Annotated in this window: 13 protein-coding genes and 1 pseudogene; 8 read left to right on the top strand and 6 right to left on the bottom strand. The window is 57.0% G+C overall.

All coding sequences use genetic code 11. From position 1 onward, the window contains the following. Positions 1 to 36: 36 nt before the first annotated feature. From EXR70_04185 to EXR70_04170, 4 genes are all read right to left on the bottom strand, one after another. Positions 37 to 1,128: an extracellular solute-binding protein gene (locus EXR70_04185; protein MSP37670.1), complete on the bottom strand. Its 1,092-nt coding sequence runs from the start codon at positions 1,126 to 1,128 to the stop codon at positions 37 to 39. Positions 1,129 to 1,326: 198 nt separating this feature from the next. Next, complete coding sequence (locus EXR70_04180) at positions 1,327 to 2,481, bottom strand: hypothetical protein (protein MSP37669.1); 1,155 nt, start codon at positions 2,479 to 2,481, stop codon at positions 1,327 to 1,329. 172 nt (positions 2,482 to 2,653) lie between these two features. Then, on the bottom strand, positions 2,654 to 3,415 hold the full coding sequence (locus EXR70_04175; GenBank protein MSP37668.1) for an enoyl-CoA hydratase/isomerase family protein: 762 nt from the start codon (positions 3,413 to 3,415) through the stop codon (positions 2,654 to 2,656). Between the two features lie 198 nt (positions 3,416 to 3,613). Beyond that, positions 3,614 to 4,393: a citryl-CoA lyase gene (locus tag EXR70_04170; protein MSP37667.1), complete on the bottom strand. Its 780-nt coding sequence runs from the start codon at positions 4,391 to 4,393 to the stop codon at positions 3,614 to 3,616. Positions 4,394 to 4,668: 275 nt separating this feature from the next. Here EXR70_04170 and EXR70_04165 point away from each other — a divergent pair, with 275 nt between their 5' ends. The 8 genes from EXR70_04165 to EXR70_04130 all read left to right on the top strand — a co-directional run bounded on the left by EXR70_04165 (position 4,669) and on the right by EXR70_04130 (position 17,022). Further along, positions 4,669 to 5,913, top strand: a complete 1,245-nt coding sequence (locus EXR70_04165) for a CoA transferase (protein ID MSP37666.1) — start codon at positions 4,669 to 4,671, stop codon at positions 5,911 to 5,913. Between the two features lie 471 nt (positions 5,914 to 6,384). Further along, positions 6,385 to 6,573 (top strand): hypothetical protein, encoded by a 189-nt coding sequence (locus EXR70_04160; protein MSP37665.1) that lies wholly within the window; start codon positions 6,385 to 6,387, stop codon positions 6,571 to 6,573. A 20-nt stretch (positions 6,574 to 6,593) separates the two neighbouring features. Further along, positions 6,594 to 7,574: a hypothetical protein gene (locus EXR70_04155; GenBank protein MSP37664.1), complete on the top strand. Its 981-nt coding sequence runs from the start codon at positions 6,594 to 6,596 to the stop codon at positions 7,572 to 7,574. Positions 7,575 to 7,669: 95 nt separating this feature from the next. Then, positions 7,670 to 9,895, top strand: coding sequence for a xanthine dehydrogenase family protein molybdopterin-binding subunit (locus EXR70_04150; protein ID MSP37663.1), 2,226 nt, complete (start codon positions 7,670 to 7,672; stop codon positions 9,893 to 9,895). Between the two features lie 88 nt (positions 9,896 to 9,983). After that, positions 9,984 to 11,408, top strand: coding sequence for a UbiD family decarboxylase (locus tag EXR70_04145; GenBank protein MSP37662.1), 1,425 nt, complete (start codon positions 9,984 to 9,986; stop codon positions 11,406 to 11,408). 360 nt (positions 11,409 to 11,768) lie between these two features. Continuing rightward, a complete protein-coding gene (locus tag EXR70_04140; protein ID MSP37661.1) occupies positions 11,769 to 12,917 on the top strand; it encodes an amidohydrolase in 1,149 nt (382 codons plus the stop codon). Positions 12,918 to 13,050: 133 nt separating this feature from the next. Continuing rightward, the gene (locus EXR70_04135) at positions 13,051 to 14,175 is read left to right on the top strand and encodes an amidohydrolase (GenBank protein ID MSP37660.1); all 1,125 of its coding nucleotides are present in this window, start codon (positions 13,051 to 13,053) and stop codon (positions 14,173 to 14,175) included. Between the two features lie 1,323 nt (positions 14,176 to 15,498). After that, positions 15,499 to 17,022, top strand: coding sequence for a hypothetical protein (locus EXR70_04130; GenBank protein ID MSP37659.1), 1,524 nt, complete (start codon positions 15,499 to 15,501; stop codon positions 17,020 to 17,022). A 394-nt stretch (positions 17,023 to 17,416) separates the two neighbouring features. Here the strand turns inward: EXR70_04130 and EXR70_04125 are convergent. Further along, positions 17,417 to 18,187: pseudogene (locus EXR70_04125) on the bottom strand (Fic family protein). 107 nt (positions 18,188 to 18,294) lie between these two features. Next, positions 18,295 to 19,356, bottom strand: coding sequence for a cupin domain-containing protein (locus EXR70_04120; GenBank protein MSP37658.1), 1,062 nt, complete (start codon positions 19,354 to 19,356; stop codon positions 18,295 to 18,297). Positions 19,357 to 19,578: the final 222 nt, after the last annotated feature.

Below are 19,578 nucleotides of genomic sequence, written 5' to 3'. Positions count from 1 at the left end.
AGCGCGCAGCGCGTATCGAGGGATTCTTTTGACTTCTCATGACCCTTTCAAAATTTTCGCCAGCTCCTCTTTGAACTGTAATCCTTCGGCGTCTTCGTTCTTAAGATAGTAGCTGATCGACAGTTTGGGCTCTTGCACGGCGACTTTGTTATCCTTGAGGTATTTTTGCATCAACGTGCCCTCGACCAAATGGGAGCTGCGCGATTCGTGCTTCTGCATGATGTCTTGAGCTTCGCGCGTAGTCATGAAGGCGGCGAAAAGTTTTGCCGAGTTGGGATGGACGGCATTTTTCGGCACGCTCAACTGAAAATAGTCGGTGTTGATCGGCGAGACGCCGGGCAAGGCGACCAGCGGCGCGCCTTTGGGCTGCCATGACCACATCGCGCTAAGCGCATCGCCAAAGTTCGCCATGATGGGAAACTCACCGCTGACGACCCGCTCTTCTTCGCTGTAGCGCAAGCGCCCGCCGCTAATCGCCACGAGCTTGCGCGCGTAATCTTTTACCTTGTCCGCTCCCCAGACGAGAGAGAGTTCGGCGAGCCAGGCGACGTAAGGCGGAATCGCAATCTTGCCGGCCCAAGTGGGACTCAGCTTCGGGTCAACGAGATCGGCGTAATTCTTCGGCGCCTTGTCTTTGGGAATCAAATCTTTGTTGTAGACGATGCCGTTGGGCGATGTGTAGGTCAGCACGGTTTCGCCAGGAAAGATTTCCATCTCCTTGGTCACCCAAGAAAAGAGGCCGGCGTAGTTTACTTTCTCCAGGGCGTTTTCTTTGTGCAGCAGCGCCTGATGCGACTGGGAGCCGAGGAAAATGTCGGAGGAGACTTTGCGCCCGGCTTTGATCTCGGTGATATGACGCGCCGCGCGGGCGTTCATGTCGGGACCGGCGGCGAAATTGATTTTGCTCTTGAGGGCGAAACGTTTGTTGAATGCCGCTTCGAGATCGGCCAGCCCTTTGCGTCCGCCGAAGGTCTGCGCGCCGGCGATGAAAGTGATTTCGTCTTCGGTTTTCGCACCGGCGATGAGCGATTGCAGCGTGTCGGCGGCGTTTAGATGAGACGCGCCGAAGAGAAATAGCGCGAGCAGCGGACCACTGAGCTGGAAAACTCCGATGACGGACTGTTTCATACTTTTCTCCGAAGTGTTGCTGTTCAATTCCAATTCGATGAATTCAAAAATTCACAATACTAGACTCACCCGCGTCCTATTCCGTCATACCGGCGCAGGCCGGTATCCAGGCTTTTGCCGGCGAACCTAAGGACAAGGATGGATACCGGCTTTCGCCGGTATGACGAATCGGAAAGTTTCTTGACCCATGGGACAACATCACGCAACTTTAATTTCCCCCGGCACGATGGTGATCATTTTGTTGACCTCGGGATTGCGGACGATGCCGACGGGGTCTTGGCCGTTCTGCACGGCCTCGATGCATTCCCTAAACATGCGGCGCAGCTGGATCACGCCTTCATCCGAGACGCCGAGGTGTTCGCCGCTGCGGTCGAAGATCGGTCCTTGGCTTTCTTGGGCGCAGCGGTCTTGATCGCCGCGGGCGATCCAGTTGGTCTCTTCATCCCAACGGTATTTGCCGAGTACGCTGTCGCCTAAACCTTCCGCCGATTGATCCTTGGGGATTTTCGCCGTGACTTTGCCATTCACAATCGGCGCGAAGTAAAGCGTGAAATGCATCGTGTTGGTGTCGTCCACCGGCACACGCCAGCGCAGCGCTTCGTAGCCTTCATGGGTCGCCGCGAAGGCGGCGGGGTGGTCTTCGTTCAAGTGGTAACCGACCTTGTTCATGTTGGGAAATAGGAAAAAACTTTTGGTCATGAACGAGCCTTGGCTGACGGTGCGAGTGAAAGTCGCTTTGATCCCATAGTCGAACGGATCGGAGGTTAGTTTTTCATTCGACCACAGGCGCGTTTTCGGCGTGCGATGGAGCCATTTGAAATGATGTTGATCGACGCTGTTTTCCACCGCCTGTAAAAAATTGCAGTGCATCACCCGGCCGGCAAGGGCGCGCACGCCGTCCTCGCGAATCATCACATCCCAGCGCGGCAAGAGCGGCGCGGGTTCGGGACCGAGATAGGCGAACAGCAAGCCGCCCAGCTCTTCGAGCTTGTAGGCTTTTTGCTTGATGCGGTCTTTGTAAGTGCTGTCCGCCGGCTCGCCGGGCATTTGCATGATCTTGCCGTCGGTGGCGAACAGCCAGCCGTGATAGCAGCAGCGCAGGCCGCCGTCTTCGATGTGGCCGAACTCCAGCGACGTGCCGCGATGCGGACAACGCAAGGTGAGAATGCCGAGCTGGCCTCGATCGTCGCGGAATAGCACGAGGTCTTCGCCGAGCAATCGGCGGCGTAGCGGCCGGCCTTTGAGTTCGCTGGCGAAGCCGATGGGATGCCAATAGCGGCGCATCATTTCGCCGCCCGGCGTGCCGGGGCCGACGTGAGTGATCAGTTCGTTTTCAGCGACGCTGAGGGACATGGGAGTTCTCCTGGTGCGTTAGATCGTCATGCCGGCCCTTCGACGGCGCTCAGGATAGACTCCGGCCGGCATCCAGGTTGATGCTGGTGAACCGAAGACAAAGATGGATACCGGCCTGCGCCGGTATGACGGAATTGCAACTGGTTAGTCGCGCGAATTGCGAAAGATACATCTAGCGGATTCCTTTGCGATCCAAAAATGCTTTGAAGCCTTCTTTCGGCGAGTTGGCTTTGAGTTTGTTCTTGCGCGCGCTCTGTTCGTTGTCGAAACGTTCACGCCAGGGGGCGCCGACGTCGTCGTCGAGTAATTTCTTAATGCCCTGGACCATGCGTGGGTCATTGGCGCCGATCTGTTTGGCCATGTCGATGGCGCTGGTCAACAAATTCGCGCAGGGAACTACTTGGTTGAGCAAGCCGATGCTGAGGGCTTCTTCGGCTTTGATCGGCCGGCCGGTGTAGAGCAGCTCTTTGGCTTTGGGCATGCCGACGACCAGCGGCAGCGACCATGTGGAATTGGCCCGGCCGTATTTCGCCGCGAGAAATTGAATCTCGGCGTGTTCGCAGCCGATGCGAATGTCGAGCATGGTCGTCAACTGCGCGCCGGCGCCGTAGGCTAGTCCATTGATGGCACCGATGATCGGTTTGGTAAACGTCGCCAGATGCCAGTTCATCTCGCGCCGTTGATCGGTGCGCGCGGCCATTTCTTCCGGCGTCGATTTCACCATTTGATGAATGTCGCCGCCGGCGGTGAAGGCGCGCGGCCCGGCGCCGGTTAACACCACCACGTGAACGCTGTCGTCATTTTCAATCTTGCCGAGTTCTTCCTCGAGATCGCAGGCGAGTTCGTAGCTGAGCGCATTGAGTTTTTCCGGCCGGTTAAGCGTGACGAGCGCGACTTTGTCGATGCGCTCGGTCAAAATATTTTGGTAGCTCATTCGTTTCTCCTTCAGTTTCGCGCATTACATCAGAAAGCCTTGCGGGGTTCAAATTGGCGATGGGGTGAAGGAAAATGCAACCGGGCTTCGGAATATCTCTCGCAAAGACGCAAAGGCGCTAAGGATAGGAACTAAGAAGTTCCGAACTTTGCGTGCTTGGCGCCTTTGCGAGAGTAATTTCCGGTCTCGAAACCTGTGCTAGCCTCGCACCGGTTCGTAGACCAGCGCTTGTTTGATGGCGAGATCGATTTGCGGCGCCATGGGGTTTTGAATTTCTTCGGCGATGTGGCCGATGGCGCCGAGCGTGCGGCCGATCAACGCGAAAGCCTTGGTAATTTGCCAAGGGTAACCCATGTCCAGTGCGATGGCGGCGATGGCCCCGGTGACGTTGACCGGGATCAGCCGTTTGCGCCGTTCGCTCGACCGTTTGGATAGGCACTGGATCAGCTCGCAATACTTGCCGTAGACGCCGGTGTCTTTGGCGATGTTAAATAAAGTCTCGGCGCGCGGATCGCCTTCGGCGTGGGTGCGATGGCCGATGCCCGGTATGCGCTGCTTGCGCGTCGTGTAGTCGTCGATGATTTTGGTCGCGACGGCATCGTTCTCGGGGTTCTGGGTGTCGTTGGGCAGTGCGTCGAGCAGCATCTTTGCCGACCACTCCGACGAGCCGAGATGGACGCTGCCGGCGCCGCATAGCGCGGCGGCCACCGCGGCTTGCATCGCTTCCGGGGCGCAATGATAGATCAAGCGCGCCGCAACCACATGAGAGATCATGCCATGCTCGACCAAGATGACCATCAGCGCGTCGAGCATTCGCGCCTCGTTGGCGGTGGGCAAGCGGCCGCGCAGGATCAGCGAGGTCATGTCGGTGAAAGTGATCTTGCCGACCAAGTCTTTGTTCAAGTCATAGCCGCGCACCAATATGCGGTGCAGGTCGGCCTTGCCGATGCCGGTGACGATTTTTGCCGGTTCTGCCATTTTCGTTTCCTCCAGAAAATTAATTTGCTGCACTGGATATAGGCCAGCCGGGTCGTTGCGGTCAACCCGGTTCGGAAATTACTCTCGCAAAGGCGCAAAGACGCAAAGGTAAGAAATAATAAACTCCGAACTTTGCGCTCTTTGTGTCCTTTGCGGTTAAATTTCCAGGACCGAAGCTCTTTGACGTGATCCTCTCGATCCGCTCCGGTTGGTTTATTTCCGCTAATTTTTATGTGTACAATGTGGCGATTCAAAAACGAGGCGTAAATCCATTCATGGCTGACTACATTAAAGAACACTACGATTTTCCATTGACCAAGATGAGCGTCAACAAACCGCTCAAGGGCGTGCGCGTGATCGACGCCGGCAACATGGTGGCGGCGCCGTTCGCGACGGTGCTGCTCGCCGACTTCGGCGCTGAAGTGATCAAGATCGAACATCCGAAAAATGGCGACGGCCAGCGCAAGCTCGAACCGATCATGGACGGCATCCCGCTATGGTGGAAGTCGGTGGCGCGCAATAAACGCTGCATCACTCTCGATCTTGGTAAGCCCGAGGGCGGCGAGATTTTTCGCCAGATTGTCAAAGGCCAGGATGTTGTCGTCGAAAATTATCGCCCAGGAACATTCGAAAAATGGGGCATCGGTCCCGACGTGCTGCGTGGCATCGATCCGCGCATCATCATGCTGCGCATCTCCGGTTTCGGTCAGACCGGGCCGTACAAAAATCGCGCCGGCTTCGGCCGGGTCGCCGAAGCGATGAGTGGGCTGACCAATTTGATCGGCGAGCCGGACGGCCCGCCGATGTCGCCAGGCTATCCTCTTGGCGATTTGATCGCTGGCATATTCGGTTCGCTGTCGATCATGATGGCGCTTTATCATCGCGATCAGCATGGCGGTAGCGGGCAGGTGATCGATCTCGGTTTGTTCGAAGCGGTGTTTCGTTTCTTGGACTTCGATCCGATCCAGTACGATCAGATGAAAACCGTGCATCATCGCACCGGTAATCGCGTCGCCTACGTGGCGCCGAGTTCCATGTTCAAAACCAAGGACGGTAAATATTTAACTCTGGCCGCGAGCACGCAGAGCGTTTGGTTGCGCTTGGCCGAAGCGATCGGGCGCAAAGATATGACGACCGATCCTAAATTTCTCGACAATTCGGCGCGGGTAGAAAATTCCATCGAGTGCAATGGCGTCGTCGGCGCCTGGATCGAACAGCACACGCGCGACGAAGTGATCGAGCATTTCGACAAGCATGGCGTCGCCTATTCAGCCGTCTTCGACATGGAAGACGCCTTTCGCGATATCCAATACCGCGCCCGCGAAGCGATGGTGCGCGTCCCCGACCCCGACCTCGGTGAGGCGATCGTGCAGAATGTCGTGCCGAAATTTTCCGACACCCCCGGTTCGGTGGATTTTCTCGGCCGCAAGTTGGGCGAAGACAACGAAGCGATTTACTGCGGCGAGTTGGGTTTCTCCAAGGAGAAATTGGCGGAACTCAAAGCGGCGGAGATTATTTAGGGTCTGCTTGTCAGAACGTAGGGACGGGTTGCAGTGTACGCCCGGTCCGATAAAGACTCGAAACCCATATTTCCTTGTGCTAGGTATCAGCAATGGCGCAGAAGTTGACCGCGGCGCAAACCCGGGCTTTGAGACGTGTAGCGGCCGGATGGGACAAACTTTCCGACGGGGAGTTTGCGCGATTATTCGGCGATGCTCAGCCCGTGAAAGTCCGTCTTCGGAGGCCACCGCCAAAGATGCTCACGGTCGCTCTCGACGAGCAGACGCTGAACCGCTTGAAGCGCATAGCTCGAAACAAGCAAATCCATACGCGCCATTTAGTCGCCATGTGGATCGCCGAGCGACTTACTAAAGAACGTGCTGTCCAGAAATAATCCTTCGCGCCAACCTCACGCTTCCGCGTGATCGCTCAGAAAAGTCTTCTTAACCACGAAAGACACGAAAAGGTTCTCAGAGTTTCGTGATTTTCGTGTGTCTCGTGGTTTAATCTTTCTTCCGGCGGCGCCTGAGCGGGCGCAGCATCTAAAGCTGTTTGAGAAATTTGGCCGCGACGCGGCCATCGTCAACATTCGCGGCTCCGTTATCAACAGTGCGGCGTTGATTGACAGTTATCATCGGCTCCATGTAGGTTCCGCTGGTGACATTTCAACCTGGGCGTGAAATGAGAGGGATGAACGATTATGATGACCAATCTCGCGCCGCCGCAAATCAGAGCCACCACCGGTTTAGAACTTGCCGCGGGCATTTTCACCAAGTGCTCGGATCAATTGGCGACCCAACTGCATGTCGCGCTCACCGCCGGCAAGAAAGACAGCGGGCCGCTGGAGTTTCGCATCGGCATCAACGGCGATGTTTATGGCGGCATGCGCGCGCCGCTGGAAGTCGGCATGCGCCGCGTCGATATCGCTTACGTCAATCCGTCGGCGATGGTCGCCATGGCTTACCGCGGCAAAGGTTATTATAAGCAGAAGCTGGAGCTGCGCGTGCTCGGCTGCTTCCCGTCGTGGGATCGTATCGCGTTGGTGGTGTCGAAGGATTTGGGCGTGAAATCGTTGACCGACATCGTGCGGCGAAAGATTCCGCTGCATGTCTCGACGCGCTTGTCCGGCGTCGACAACGGCACTTACTTTGCGATCGCGACGATTCTCGGCTTCTACGGTTTCTCATTCGAACAAATCAAAAAGTGGGGCGGGCGAGTGCAAGAGTGCGGACGACCCTTCGCTCAGGAGCGGATGACTGCGATCAAGAAACGGACGCTGACGGCGATCTTCGACGAAGGCGTGAGTACCGAGGGCGGCTGGCTCGATCTCGCGCTGGCGAACGGCTACGAGATCATTCCCATCGAACCGGCGATCGTGAAAAAACTCGAAGCGATGGGCTACAGCCGGGCTGTGTTGCCGAAGAAGCGTTTCAAACAATTAAAAGAAGATATCTTGACCATCGACTACAGCGGTTGGGCGTTAGTCACGCACAAGTGGCTGCCCAATCGCGTCGCCTACGCCGCGGCGCAAACCATCGACGAACGGCGAAAAATTATTCCCGTCGACGATGACCGGCCGCTCAATATGAAAAATCTTTGTCACAGCACGGAGAAATGTCCGTTGCGCGTGCCGCTCCATCCGGGCGCGGCGAAGTATTATCGGGCGAAGGGGTATCTGTAAGATTGGAGTAATGGAGTAATGGAGTGATGGGTTCTCGGACCAGCAATACTCCCGTACTCCAATACTCCATCACTCCAATTTTCTAAGGAGTTTTTATGAGCTACCAAGTCGTCGGTCAATCCACACCGCGCATCGACAATACCGGCAAAGTCACGGGCGATGCGCATTACACTTCGGACGTGTTGCTGCCGGGAACTTTGTGGGCGAAATGTTTGCGTAGTCCCCATGCCCATGCGCGCATTGTTAAATTAGACACCAGCCGGGCGGCAAAAGCGCCGGGCGTGCGCGCGGTGCTCACCGGCAACGATGTCCGCGGCATTCTCTACGGCCGGCGCTATCGGGATATTTCCGTGCTGGCGCAGGATTCGGTGCGCTTCATCGGCGAGCGGGTTGCCGCCATTGCCGCCGATACGCTGGAGCAAGCCGAGCAGGCGCTGGAGTTGATCGACGTTCAGTATGAAGAATTGCCGGCGGTGTTCGATCCGGTGGCGGCAGCTAAAGAGGGAGCGCCGCTGATTCATCCCAACGTCAACAGTTACAAAGGTTTGCCCAAGCAATTCGACAAGCCAACCAACGCTTTCGTGCAGGACGTTTTTACCCGCGGCGATATCAGTCAAGGTTTCGCCGAGGCCGACGTCATCGTCGAGAATACTTACACTGTGCCGCGGGTGCATCAGGCGTTTCTCGAACCGCACTGCTGTCTGGTTTGGATCGACGAGCAGGAGCGCATTCAAATGTGGTCGCCTTGCAAGGTGCCGCAGGGTTTGAAGTCGAGCATGGCCGCGGCCTTCGATCTGCCTAAGGAAAAAATTCGCGTCAATCCGGTCGCTATCGGCGGCGACTTCGGCGGCAAGGGCGCGCCCATCGACGAGCCGATTTGTTACTTACTCGCCAAGCGCAGCGGCCGGCCGGTGAAGATGGTGATGGAGTACCGCGAAGAGTTTATCGCCGGCGCGCCTCGCCACGCCGCCGTCATGCGATTGAAGACGGGCGTGACGCGCGACGGCACCATCGTCGCGCACGAGATGGAAGCCTATCTCGATGCCGGCGCCTACGGCGGCTTTCGTCCCGGCGCGGTGATCGGCGGCGTCGGCCATGCGGGCGGCTGTTATCGCGCGGCGCATGCGCGCATCGCCGTCTCTCGCGTCTACACCAACAATATTCCCGGCGGCCAGATGCGCGCGCCGGGCGAACCCCAAGGCGTATTCGCGGCGGAATCGCACATCGATTGTGTGGCGCGCAAAGTCGGCATGGACCCGGTGAAGTTTCGCTTGAAAAATTTGATGGTCGAAGGCGACGAGACGCTCACCGGCAGCCACTATCGCGCCATCAAAGCCAAGGAGACGCTCAATGCCGCGGTGAACGCCGCGGGTTACAATTCACCGAAAGCAAAAAACGTCGGCCGCGGCGTCGCCATGGGCTATCGCGGACCGGGCGGCGGCAACACGGCGCTGCAGATTTCTCTCAACGCCGATGGCACGATGGTGATCCACACGGGCTTGTTCGAGCAAGGCACGGGCACTTACACGACGCTTCGGCAAATCGCCGCGGAGGAACTCCACTGCGATCCGGAAGAGTTTCGCATCGACACTTTGGATACGGACTTGGGCGCGTCCTTCGATTCCGGCATCGGCGGCAGCCGCGGCACAAGAGTCGCCAGCGGCGCGGCGTTCACTGCGGCCTGCGATGCGCGAGAAAAACTTTTCGCTTTGGCGAAAAATTTATTGGGTTGGTCGAAAGCCGACATCGCCCTCGACGGCGAGCACTTGGTTGACAAGAAATCGAAACAGCGTCGGCGCTGGTGCGAATTATTATTAAGCGTCGGCCGCGCCATTGTTGGCGAGGCGGTCAACAAAGACGAAGAGCACTCGCCGGTGACGGCGTTCGCCGCGCAGGTCGCCGAAGTCTCCGTCGATCCGGATACCGGCGAAGTGACGCTACGCAAATTGACCACGGCGCATGACACCGGCGTGATCATGAACCCGGTCGGCCATCAGGGCCAGATTGATGGCGGCGTGATGCAAGGCGTCGGCTACGGTTTGATCGAATACTTGCCAGTGCAAGACGGCAGAGTCGAAGTGGCCAACTTTGGCGAATATAAAATTCCCAACGTCAAAGATATTCCCGCGCTCAAAACCGTGCTCGTCGAGAGCAGCAGCGGCGTCGGACCGTACAAAGTCAAAGGCATCGGCGAGAATCCGATCTCGCCGGTGGCGCCGGCGATCGCCAATGCGATTGAAGACGCGGTCGGCGTGCGCATTCGCGATCTGCCGATCACGGCGGAAAAGGTTTACGCCGCGCTGCGCGCGAAGAAATCGTAAAGGGTGAAGGGTAAGGGGTTTAGGCTGGGAGGACGCCTTACGTCTTACGCCTCACCCTTTACCCCTTACCGTTTTATGCGGAGGAGAAATGGCATTCGATTCATTGGGCGATTTCATCAAAGCGGCGGACGCGGTCGGCGAAGTGTTGCATGTCGATGGCGCGGATTTGGAGCTGGATGTTGGCGGCTTGACTGAACTTACGGCTGAGAAGAATGGACCGATGGTGCTGTTCGATAAATTCGCTGGTTTCCCCGCCGGCTTTCGGGTTGCCGCGAACGCTAATCGCACGCTACGCCGCTTCGCTTTGGCGATGGGATTGCCGCTCGATATTCATCCGCTGGAATTACTGCGGCGCTGGCGCGACAAGCGCGCCGATTCGAAACCGATTCCCGCGCGGGTTGTCAAAGACGGACCGATTCTTTCTAACATTCAAGAAGGCGCCGCCGTTAACATCGAAAGTTTCCCCGCGCCGCGTTGGCATCCGGGCGACGGCGGCCGCTACATCGGCACTCAGGACATGGTGATTGTGCGCGATCCCGAAGCGGGCTGGGTCAACATGGGTTGTTACCGCGCGATGATCCAGCGGCGCGATCGCGTCAGCTTGTGGATCAATCCGCAAAAACACGGACGCATTCTCGCGCAAAAATATTGGCGCGCGGGAAAAGCCGCGCCGGTGGCCGTCGTGTTCGGCTGCGAACCGGTCACCTGGATGACCGCGTCGATGTCGCCGCCGTTTGGGACTTCCGAATATGAACTCGCCGGCGCGTACCGCGGCAGTCCCGTCGATGTCGTCGAGTTGCCGCTGACGAATTTACCCGTGCCGGCCCACGCCGAGATCGTCATCGAAGGCGAAATTCCACCGGAGAGCGAAGAGACCGCCGTCGAAGGACCTTTCGGCGAGTGGCCGGGCTATTACACGCATCAGGGACCGGAAGCGGTGGTGCGTATCAAGCGCATTTACTACCGTGACAATCCGATCATCGCCGGCGCGCCGCCGCTGCGGCCGATCAACTGGAGCAACTTCACCAACTACGTCCATCTTTGGGAGCATCTCGAACGCTCCGGCATCACCGACGTGCACGGCGTGTGGGGATTTTACAACGGCCTGCTCACCGTCGTGTCGCTCAAGCAGCGCTACGCCGGCCACGCCAAGCAAGCGCTGATCACCGCGGCGGGTTTCCGCCATGGCGACATGAAGACTTACTACGTGACGGTGGACGACGACATCGATCCGACCAATCAAGAAGAAGTTCTGTGGGCGATGTGCACGCGCGTCGATCCGACGACCGCCGTCGACGTTGTTCGCGATGCTTGGACCGCCGATCTCGATCCGCGCGTCTCGCCGGCGCGGCGCGCCGAAGGCGATCTGACGGTTGGCAGAATGTTGATCAACGCTTGCAAGCCGTTCGCCTGGCGCGAGCAGTTCGCCAAGACCAATGTGTTTGGCGTTGAAGATCGTGAGAAGCTGCAAGCGAAGTGGGGCGAGCTGCTGGCGACCATCGGCAAAAGGTGAAGGAAGACTATTCACCACAGAGGGCCTAGCGCGGCAAAGCCGCAACCGAAGAAGATTGGCCGCAAAGAATGCAAAGGCCACAAAAGGGACGTAGGGGCGACCGGCTGGTCGCCCTTCGGATCGGCTACACAGAAAATTTGCGCAAGGCGCGAAAATTATCATGGATAGTATTACAGAGATCACAGAGTAGAAGATGCCATTTGCAGTAACTGCAAGAGACCCAGAGCAATTCCTGTGTAGGGGGCGTGTCGCGACACGCCTAGTGGCGAAGCATTGGTGGTCTGGATTCTCGAAATAATAGTACATATGACTTGGTAGAGTGGCCGTAGGCCACTACTGATTTAGATTTTCGGAGGGACAATGCAGATCAAACATAAACTCATCAGCGCGGATTCCCACGCGGGTTTCGACCGCGGCGATTTTACGCATCGCATGTTCGCGACTAAATGGGGCGATAAGATTCCCAAGATCGTTGAGACTAAAGAAGACGGCAAGCGCATCGACCGCTGGACCGTGTACGGCGAGGTGCGTCATGGCGATGTCGCCAATTGCCCGGCGTTGATGGGCGAGCCGTTTCCGACCTATCCGCAGCTCTACGAAGAAATTCCCAAGGCCTATCACGATCCCAAGGCGCGCTTGGCGATGCTCGATGCCGACGGCGTCGACGCCGAAGTGCTGTTTCCCAACCCGCCCGGCGGCACGTTCTTCGAGTTCGGCGATGTCGAGTACGAGTTGGATGTCGTGCGCGCTTACAACGACACGCTGGCCGAATGGTATCGCGTCAGCGACCGCTATGTGCCCTTGGCGATCGTGCCGTACTTGAGTTCGCCGGAAGCGATCAAACGCGAGCTCGCGCGCGCCGCGGCGGCGGGCCATCGCGGCGTCAACTTGATGGGCGAGATGCCCAAGGGCTTGCCGCACATCACCGATCCTTACTGGTATCCGGTTTGGGATGTTTGTCAGGCGCTGGAGCTGCCGATTCATTTTCACGGCTCAGCCGGATTGAGCGCGGGCGCGTCGGTGCGCAAGTGGAGCGGTTACTCGCCGCGCCAGGCGCACTCGGCGCAGACCGCGACTTCGGCGGTGACGCCGGCGCAGATCGTGCCGCAATTTATTTTTTCCGGCATCACCGAAAAGTTTTCCGGCTTGATCAGCGTGTTTCCCGAGGCCGGCGTCGGCAGCTTGAACTACGTGATCGCCACCTGCGATCACGAGTGGGAGAGCCGCCACTTGTGGACCGAAGGCATCACCACGAGGCCGAGCGAAATCGTGCGCCGGCAGATGTACGTGAACTTTTGGTTCGAGGCCGAAGGCATCAAGCTGCGCGACGACATCGGCGTCGACAACATCATGTGGGAGTCGGATTTTCCGCACGTGGCGTCGTACTATCCGCACTCTTGGCGCGAGGTCGAGCGCGTGCTCACCGGCGTGCCCGAAGCCGACCGGCGTAAGATGCAATACGAGAACGCCGTGCGGCTGTACAAGATCGACGCGGTGTTACCTGCCTAAGTGTTTCTTTGGGGAGAAAAGCCGACCTCACCACGAAGGACACCAGGAGCACGAAGTTCGGAGTAAAAATAATCCGAACCCTTCGTGTCCTTCGTGAACTTCGTGGTGAACAGTTTTAGAGAGGAAGGTTTGCATGCATTTGAAATATGGCTTTATCAGCGTCGACGATCATGTTCAGGAGACGCCCAAGCTGTGGATAAATCGTGTCGAGAAAAAATTTGCCGATCGGGTGCCGCATTTAGTCAAAGCGAAGGATGGCAGCGAGCAATGGTTCGTCGACGGCCAAATGCTTCTCGACGGCCGCAGTGCGCGGGCTGGCGCCTTGATGGCGGATCGCAATGAAGATCCCAAACGCTGGGCCGACGTGCCGGCGCCGGCGTACACGCCTTCCGAACGGTTGAAGGCGATGGACTCGGCGGGCATCGATTATTCTGTTCTCTACCCGACCGTGGCTGGTTTGGCGGGCGAGACGTTTGGCCGCTTGCAAGATTCCGAGTTGGAGATCGCCTGCGTGCAAGCTTACAACGATTGGCTGATCGACGAATGGGCCAGCGCCAGCAAGCGTTTCATTCCGCAGTGTCTGGTGCCGATCTGGCCGGTGGAAGCGGCGATCGCCGAGATCAAGCGCGCGGTTGCGCGCGGTCATCGCGGCGTGATCTTGCCGTCCTTGCCCATGCATCTGCGCAACGTTCCGCATATCAGCGGTCCGGAATATGACCCGCTCTGGTCGGTGTGCGAAGAATTGAACGTGCCGGTCTGTCTCCACGCCGGCGGCTCGCCGGAATTACAATCACCGCTGCCGCCGAAGATGAAGCCGGCGCTGGCCGCGGCGGTCGACGCGGCGACCAAGCCGGTGTCGAGCGTGTTCGTTATTTCGCTTTACTCGTTTTCGCGGGTCTTGCTGCGCCACCCGAAACTGCGCTTGGTGTTAGCCGAGAGTGCGCTCAGTTGGGGCATGCTCTATTTAGAATGGGCCGATCATCAATTCGAACATGACGGCCTTCACCGCGAAGGCTACGACCTCACGCCTCTGCAAATGTTCAAGCGCCAGTGCTTTTTTAATTCTTGGTACGATCCGGTCGCGCCGTTCACCGATTACATTGGCGCCGATCGCATCCTATGGTCGGCGAATCTGCCGCTGGCCAATTCGACCTGGCCGCGCACTAAGGAAACCATCGATCATTGTTTCAAGGGAGTATCGGCGGAAGCACGCGAACGAGTGTTGTGGAAAAACGCGGCGGAGCTGTATAGGTTGTAAAAATGGGCGAAAGTACCACCAGGAAAATACCGCAGTGCGCATTAATGGTTGTGGGTCTCACAACGATCATACTTGCGGCTCTTGGACTTTGGTCTAACTATTCGACACTTATTTTGGATTATTCAGTGACACTGGAAGGATTCGGGCAGAAAGCTGACCTTTCAAAGTTCTACGTCATGTTCTACAGGATGTCTGCGATCTGTGCCGTGCTTTACCTGCTCCTCCTTGTAACTGGAGTTCAACTGATTCGAAAGAAAATCAACTGGCCTTTTGTTCTATTGGCGGTTGTGGTTCTTGAAGTCGTATACGTATTGGCCGTTGGGTGGCTTTGGGCACATTCGCCAAACGCAGCCAGCATTGCGGCCGCATCTGGAATATCAAGCGGAGGTTTGATGTACCAGGGTTATGTAGCGTTCCCAATTTGGGGGCCTGCGTTAACATTGTGGGCGCGGCATAGGATGCTTGCACCGGTCGTATCATCTGACCTCTGATAGAATTCCGGGGACACAATACAATTTGTTCTTGGCTGAAGGCATTGGGCTCTACTAGGGTTTGCGCACGGCGCGAATTTCCAGGGTTGTAGCGTCTGGTTCTCCTCATCACGTCACGCAGCGGGGGCGTGCGGTCCATTCCTATTTTCCAAAGCGATAGTGAGAAAAGTTCCTACTTGGATTTTATGGCCGAAGAATTGAACCGCTTCGGTGTCGATGTTCTTGCTTGGTGTTTGATGACGAATTACATTCTGTTGCTTCGAGGGATTCGTACGAGGGATTTGGGGTCAGACATAACATTCATTACAATCTTGACATTGATCCCGTGTTTCTGTTAATCCCTCCTCATGGCCCGCCGTCCCAGAGTCTTCGCGACCGGACTTCTCTACCACGTCATCGTCCGCGGTCAGTGATTGGGGGCGCCCATTAGCCGACAGGTCAAGCAGGCACAGAGGTTCCTGTGAAAAGAAGTTTCTTCTTTCCCTGTATTTCCTTCGGATTGAGTTCATTGAGGATTGCGGGTCAGACTTCCATTTCTAGACTTTCTTTTCAGTTTGTTGTGACGTAAAAGTCCGACCCTGAACACCTTGACTCCCTGCTGGGTTGTGAGAGATATGAGTTTACCATTGCTGTTGGAGAAGCTGTGTCGTGATATGCATGCTCACGGCGGGAGTCGACGATTTTGGTAATATTTGACAAAGTGCCACGGCAAACATATCGAGGGGGCCGCGCGGGATAGCGGTTATGCCGGCGACAAATTGAGCGCGTGTAGCTCAAGAGCTAATTCTGTTTGGGTTTCGAAGATTGAAGAAATGTTGGGAGCAGAGGTGCCATGGTAAAATTTCATTTATTAATTTTGTCTGTCTTGTCTGTCCTGTATTCGTTCGGTGGCCAAGCGCTGGCCGCCGCGAAGACCGATCAAAAGGTTAGCGCCTCCATCGCTCTGCCGGGCGTGCAGGTAGAGACGCTGAATCCTTACGGCCACTCGACGACGCAGATCTATCCGACCTGGAAACATGTCATCGAACCGCTGGCGGAGTGGAGCTGGAGCAAGAAACGCATCGTGCCGATCCTCGCCGAGTCGTGGAGCAATCCCGATCCGAGCACATGGCTGATCAAGCTCAAGAAGGGTATCAAGTTTCACGACGGCAGCGAGTTTACTTCCGCCGATGTGGTGCATTCCTTCACGCGCATTCAGAAAGATCCCGATAGCAAACAGGTCACATCCATCGCCCATGTCGATGCCATCGAAGCGGTGGACCCATTGACCGTGCGCTTGCACACCAAGAAACCGGACGCCGCGCTGTTGTTCCGCCTGGGCCAGCGTTTTATCACCAACAAGGCCGCTTACGATCGCTTGGGCGCCGCCGCCGCTGATAAGCTGGCACTGGGCACTGGGCCCTACAAGTTCAAGGAATGGGTGCGGGGCCAGTGGTTCGTGGTCGAAAAGAATCCCGCGTATTCGCACAGCGATCACAAGCCGACGGTGGATGAAATTGTTTTTCGCAACATTCCCGAGTCGGAGGTGGCGATCACGTCGCTGTTGAACAAGGAAGTGGACCTGATCTCGAATGTGCCGCCGGAGAGCGCGCCGCGTGTCACCGGCCTGGCGCGCATCGAGAGCGCGCGGACGATCAATATTATGTTTCTGGGCATGCACGCTTCGGTGCCGCAGTTCCAAAGCAAACTGGTGCGCCAGGCGATCAACTACGCCATCGACCGCAAGGCGCTGACGCAGAATGTGCTCAAGGGATTCGCCTATCCGATGGACGCGCCGGTAGGACCGGATCAGTATGGCTACAGCTCGGAGATCCGTCCCAAATACAATATCGATCCCGCGAAGGCGAAAAAATTGCTGGCGCAGGCCGGCTTCGCCAGCGGCTTCGAGGTCGACTTCCTGGTGCCGCTCGGACAGTACAACAAGGTCAAGGATGTCGCTGAAGCGATCGCCGGTATGCTCGGCACCGTCGGCATCCGCGCCAAACTGCGCACCCAGGATCAAGACAGCGGTTTCGCCGCCATTCAGAACGGCAAAGTTGCCATGTATATCTTCGGCCGCGGCGCGGTGGTCGATCCGAGCGAATATCTGCACCAGTATTTTCGCACCGGAGTCACCAAGCGTCTGGAGTACTCCAACCCGGCGGTGGACACCGCGCTGGACGCCGAGCAAGCGAGTTTCGATCCCGCCCAACGCGTGAAGCTGTTGCAGAAGGCGATGTCGTTATTGATGGACGAAGCGCCGATGGCATGGTTGTACCAATATCAAGGTTTGCAGGGAGTCAGTAACAAGTTCGACTTCAAGGCCAATCCCGGTGAGGACGCCTACGGCTGGGATCTCAAAGCGCGGGCACGCTAGTGGATCGTCTCACGTGGTTGGTAGTTTATCCGGCGTGTAACTCACCACGAAGGTCACGAAGGGTTCGGATGGCCAAATCTCCGAAGTTCGTGCCCTTCATTCTACTATAGTTATAAATTTGCGCGGCTCGCGCAAACTTCTCGGAAGTTGAAGGCGTTCGGATTCGGAAGTTTCTCTCGCCAAGGCGCAAAGACGCCAAGTTCGGAAAAAAAGAATAACAGTAGACAAACAAATTCGCTTCTTCTTCTCCGATCGCTGCGCCTTTGCGAGAGATTTTGCCAGACCGACCGGTGCGCGAAGCACACCCTACCAATTCAAGCACATCAACGACGCGGCTATTGCGTAGGTTTGAAAGACTTGGATCCTTGAGGGTCATTTTGATCGCCGCCTCGGGCTAAGATCGTTTGTCGGATTCCGATTGCGCGGGTTGCGCGTCCTTCAGGGAAATCAAGTATTCCTCCAATGTGGAATCCAATCTCTGATGCATGAACGTCTGAAATGGGTTGAGGTCGTCGCTTAAAGACGCGTGTTCGAGTGCGTCGAGATAGATCTTGCGATCTTCCGGGCGCACTGCCACTGGCGGATAGCCTGAGCGAAGTAATATTAAGTTCATCAGCAAGCGGGCGGTGCGGCCGTTGCCGTCGCTGAACGGATGGATCGCTACTAAGCGAAAATGGCCATCGAAGCTTCGCGCGGGTAGCGGTTCTGCCTGTACTAGCCATGCGCCGAACTCCTTCATCAATTGCGGAATCTTCGCAGGGTTCGGAAAAACGACAGGCGAACCGGCGATACGGCGCGGCAGTGTGCTATAGATTCCGCCAATTTCCGGCTGGCTGCGGGCGACGATGCGTCGATGGAGTTCGCATACCATGTGTTCATCGATAGGATTCGTTTTCGCCGCGCATTCGCGCATCCACAACACCGCGTTGTAATGATCGACAGCTTCGAGGTGGTCGCGCAACGGCTTGCCGCCGACGGTGATGCCATGCTCGATGAGTTCCGCGGTTTCGCGCAACGTCAGCGTGTTGCCTTCGATAGCGTTGGAAGTGTAGGTCAGATCGACGTCGTAGGATTTCTACAGCGCGAGCAAAACCTCTCGTGACAAGGTGCGTAGCTTGTCGAGTTGCGCTTTCTTGGCTGCGATCGCGGCTAACAGCTCATCCATGCTTTGCTAAATATAGGGACTAACCACGAAACACACGAAATAGATTCACGGAAAAATTTCATGGGTTCGTTTCGTTCGCGTATTTCGTGGTTGATCGTTTTGATCTTCTACGCCGCTTCTTCTCTGAACAGTCCCAAGCTCTCCAGCACCGGCCGGTCGGTGACGGAAAAGATGATCGCCGGTTCGGTCTTCGACTTGTTTTCGAAATGGTGCCAGTTCCATGACGGCACGAAGAAACAATCGTGGGCGCCCCAGGACAATTCTTTGCCGGCGCCTTTTTTTTGTCCGACGTTGGTGACGCCGGCGCCTTGGACGACGTGGTAGATCGTGCTGCTGGTGTGGCGATGCGGCGTCGTGCTTTCGCCCGGCGGGACCATTTGCAGCCAGCAGCCGATGGTCGGCATGGTCGGTCCACCGGTGATCGGATGGGCGTATTCGAGCAGGACGCCGTCGTGGGGATCGCGTTGGCCGGCGGCGGCGATTTCGTTCAGCGATCGGTACGCGTCGCGCCATTTGTAGTTGTAAGGTAGCGCGGCGTTGCTGGCGTTGTTCATGCGCGGGCGAATCGCGCCGTATTGATGGCGGCCGTAGCCGTCTGGTTTGACGATCGGCTGCGCCGGGCCCTCGGCGTAGTTCTCGTGAAAGTTGGCATCGAGATAACCGGTCAGTTGGGCATCCAACACATCGAGCCAAACGAGATTTTTCGTGCTGCAGTTGTAGTGGTCATGCCAGGTCCAATTGGGCGTGAGCACCAAATCGCCGGGCTCCATGAGCATCTGCTCGCCTTCGACGTTGGTGTAGCCGGTGCCGTCGCCTTCGACGACGAAGCGCAGCGCATCGGCGGTATGACGGTGGCATTCGGCACGCTCGCCAGGCTTGACGAGCTGGATCGACATTTGAATCGTCCGGCTGGTGGACTTTTTCAATGTCAAAGACGGATTGACCAGCTGCACCGTGCGCCGTTTGGCGGCGTCGTCGATGCCGCCGAGCTTGATCACCTCGCCGGACTCGATCAAGCAGGAATAAATCGCCGACCACGGCCAAAGGTACGGCACTAAGTTGGCGTTCTGCTCGCGCGACTGCCAGTGGCCGCCGAGGGAATATTCCGCCAGGCGTTTGTGTAGAGCGATGACTTCAGGGGTTTCTGGAACGGCATGTGCGTCGGCCATGTTTTTCTCCTCGTGTTGAATTGACCGCTAATCTATCGCTAGTGCGCGCGGAGTGTCAACGCGCGGAGAATCGTTTTGTTGTAGCAAAGTGATTATGTCAGGGGTTAACGGCAACGTAATTATGTCAGGGTGGAAGGATGACAACCCTGACAATGAAAGACGAGAAACGACTAGACGTAATTCAACGAGTATATCGCAGCGAGATCACCGTGGTTGAGGCCG

It is taken from the genome of Deltaproteobacteria bacterium (assembly GCA_009692615.1).
In the GTDB taxonomy this organism is placed as follows: domain Bacteria; phylum Desulfobacterota; class Binatia; order UBA9968; family UBA9968; genus DP-20.
Note: the sequence above shows the minus strand (reverse complement) of the source record. Positions and strands in the feature narration are given on the sequence as shown.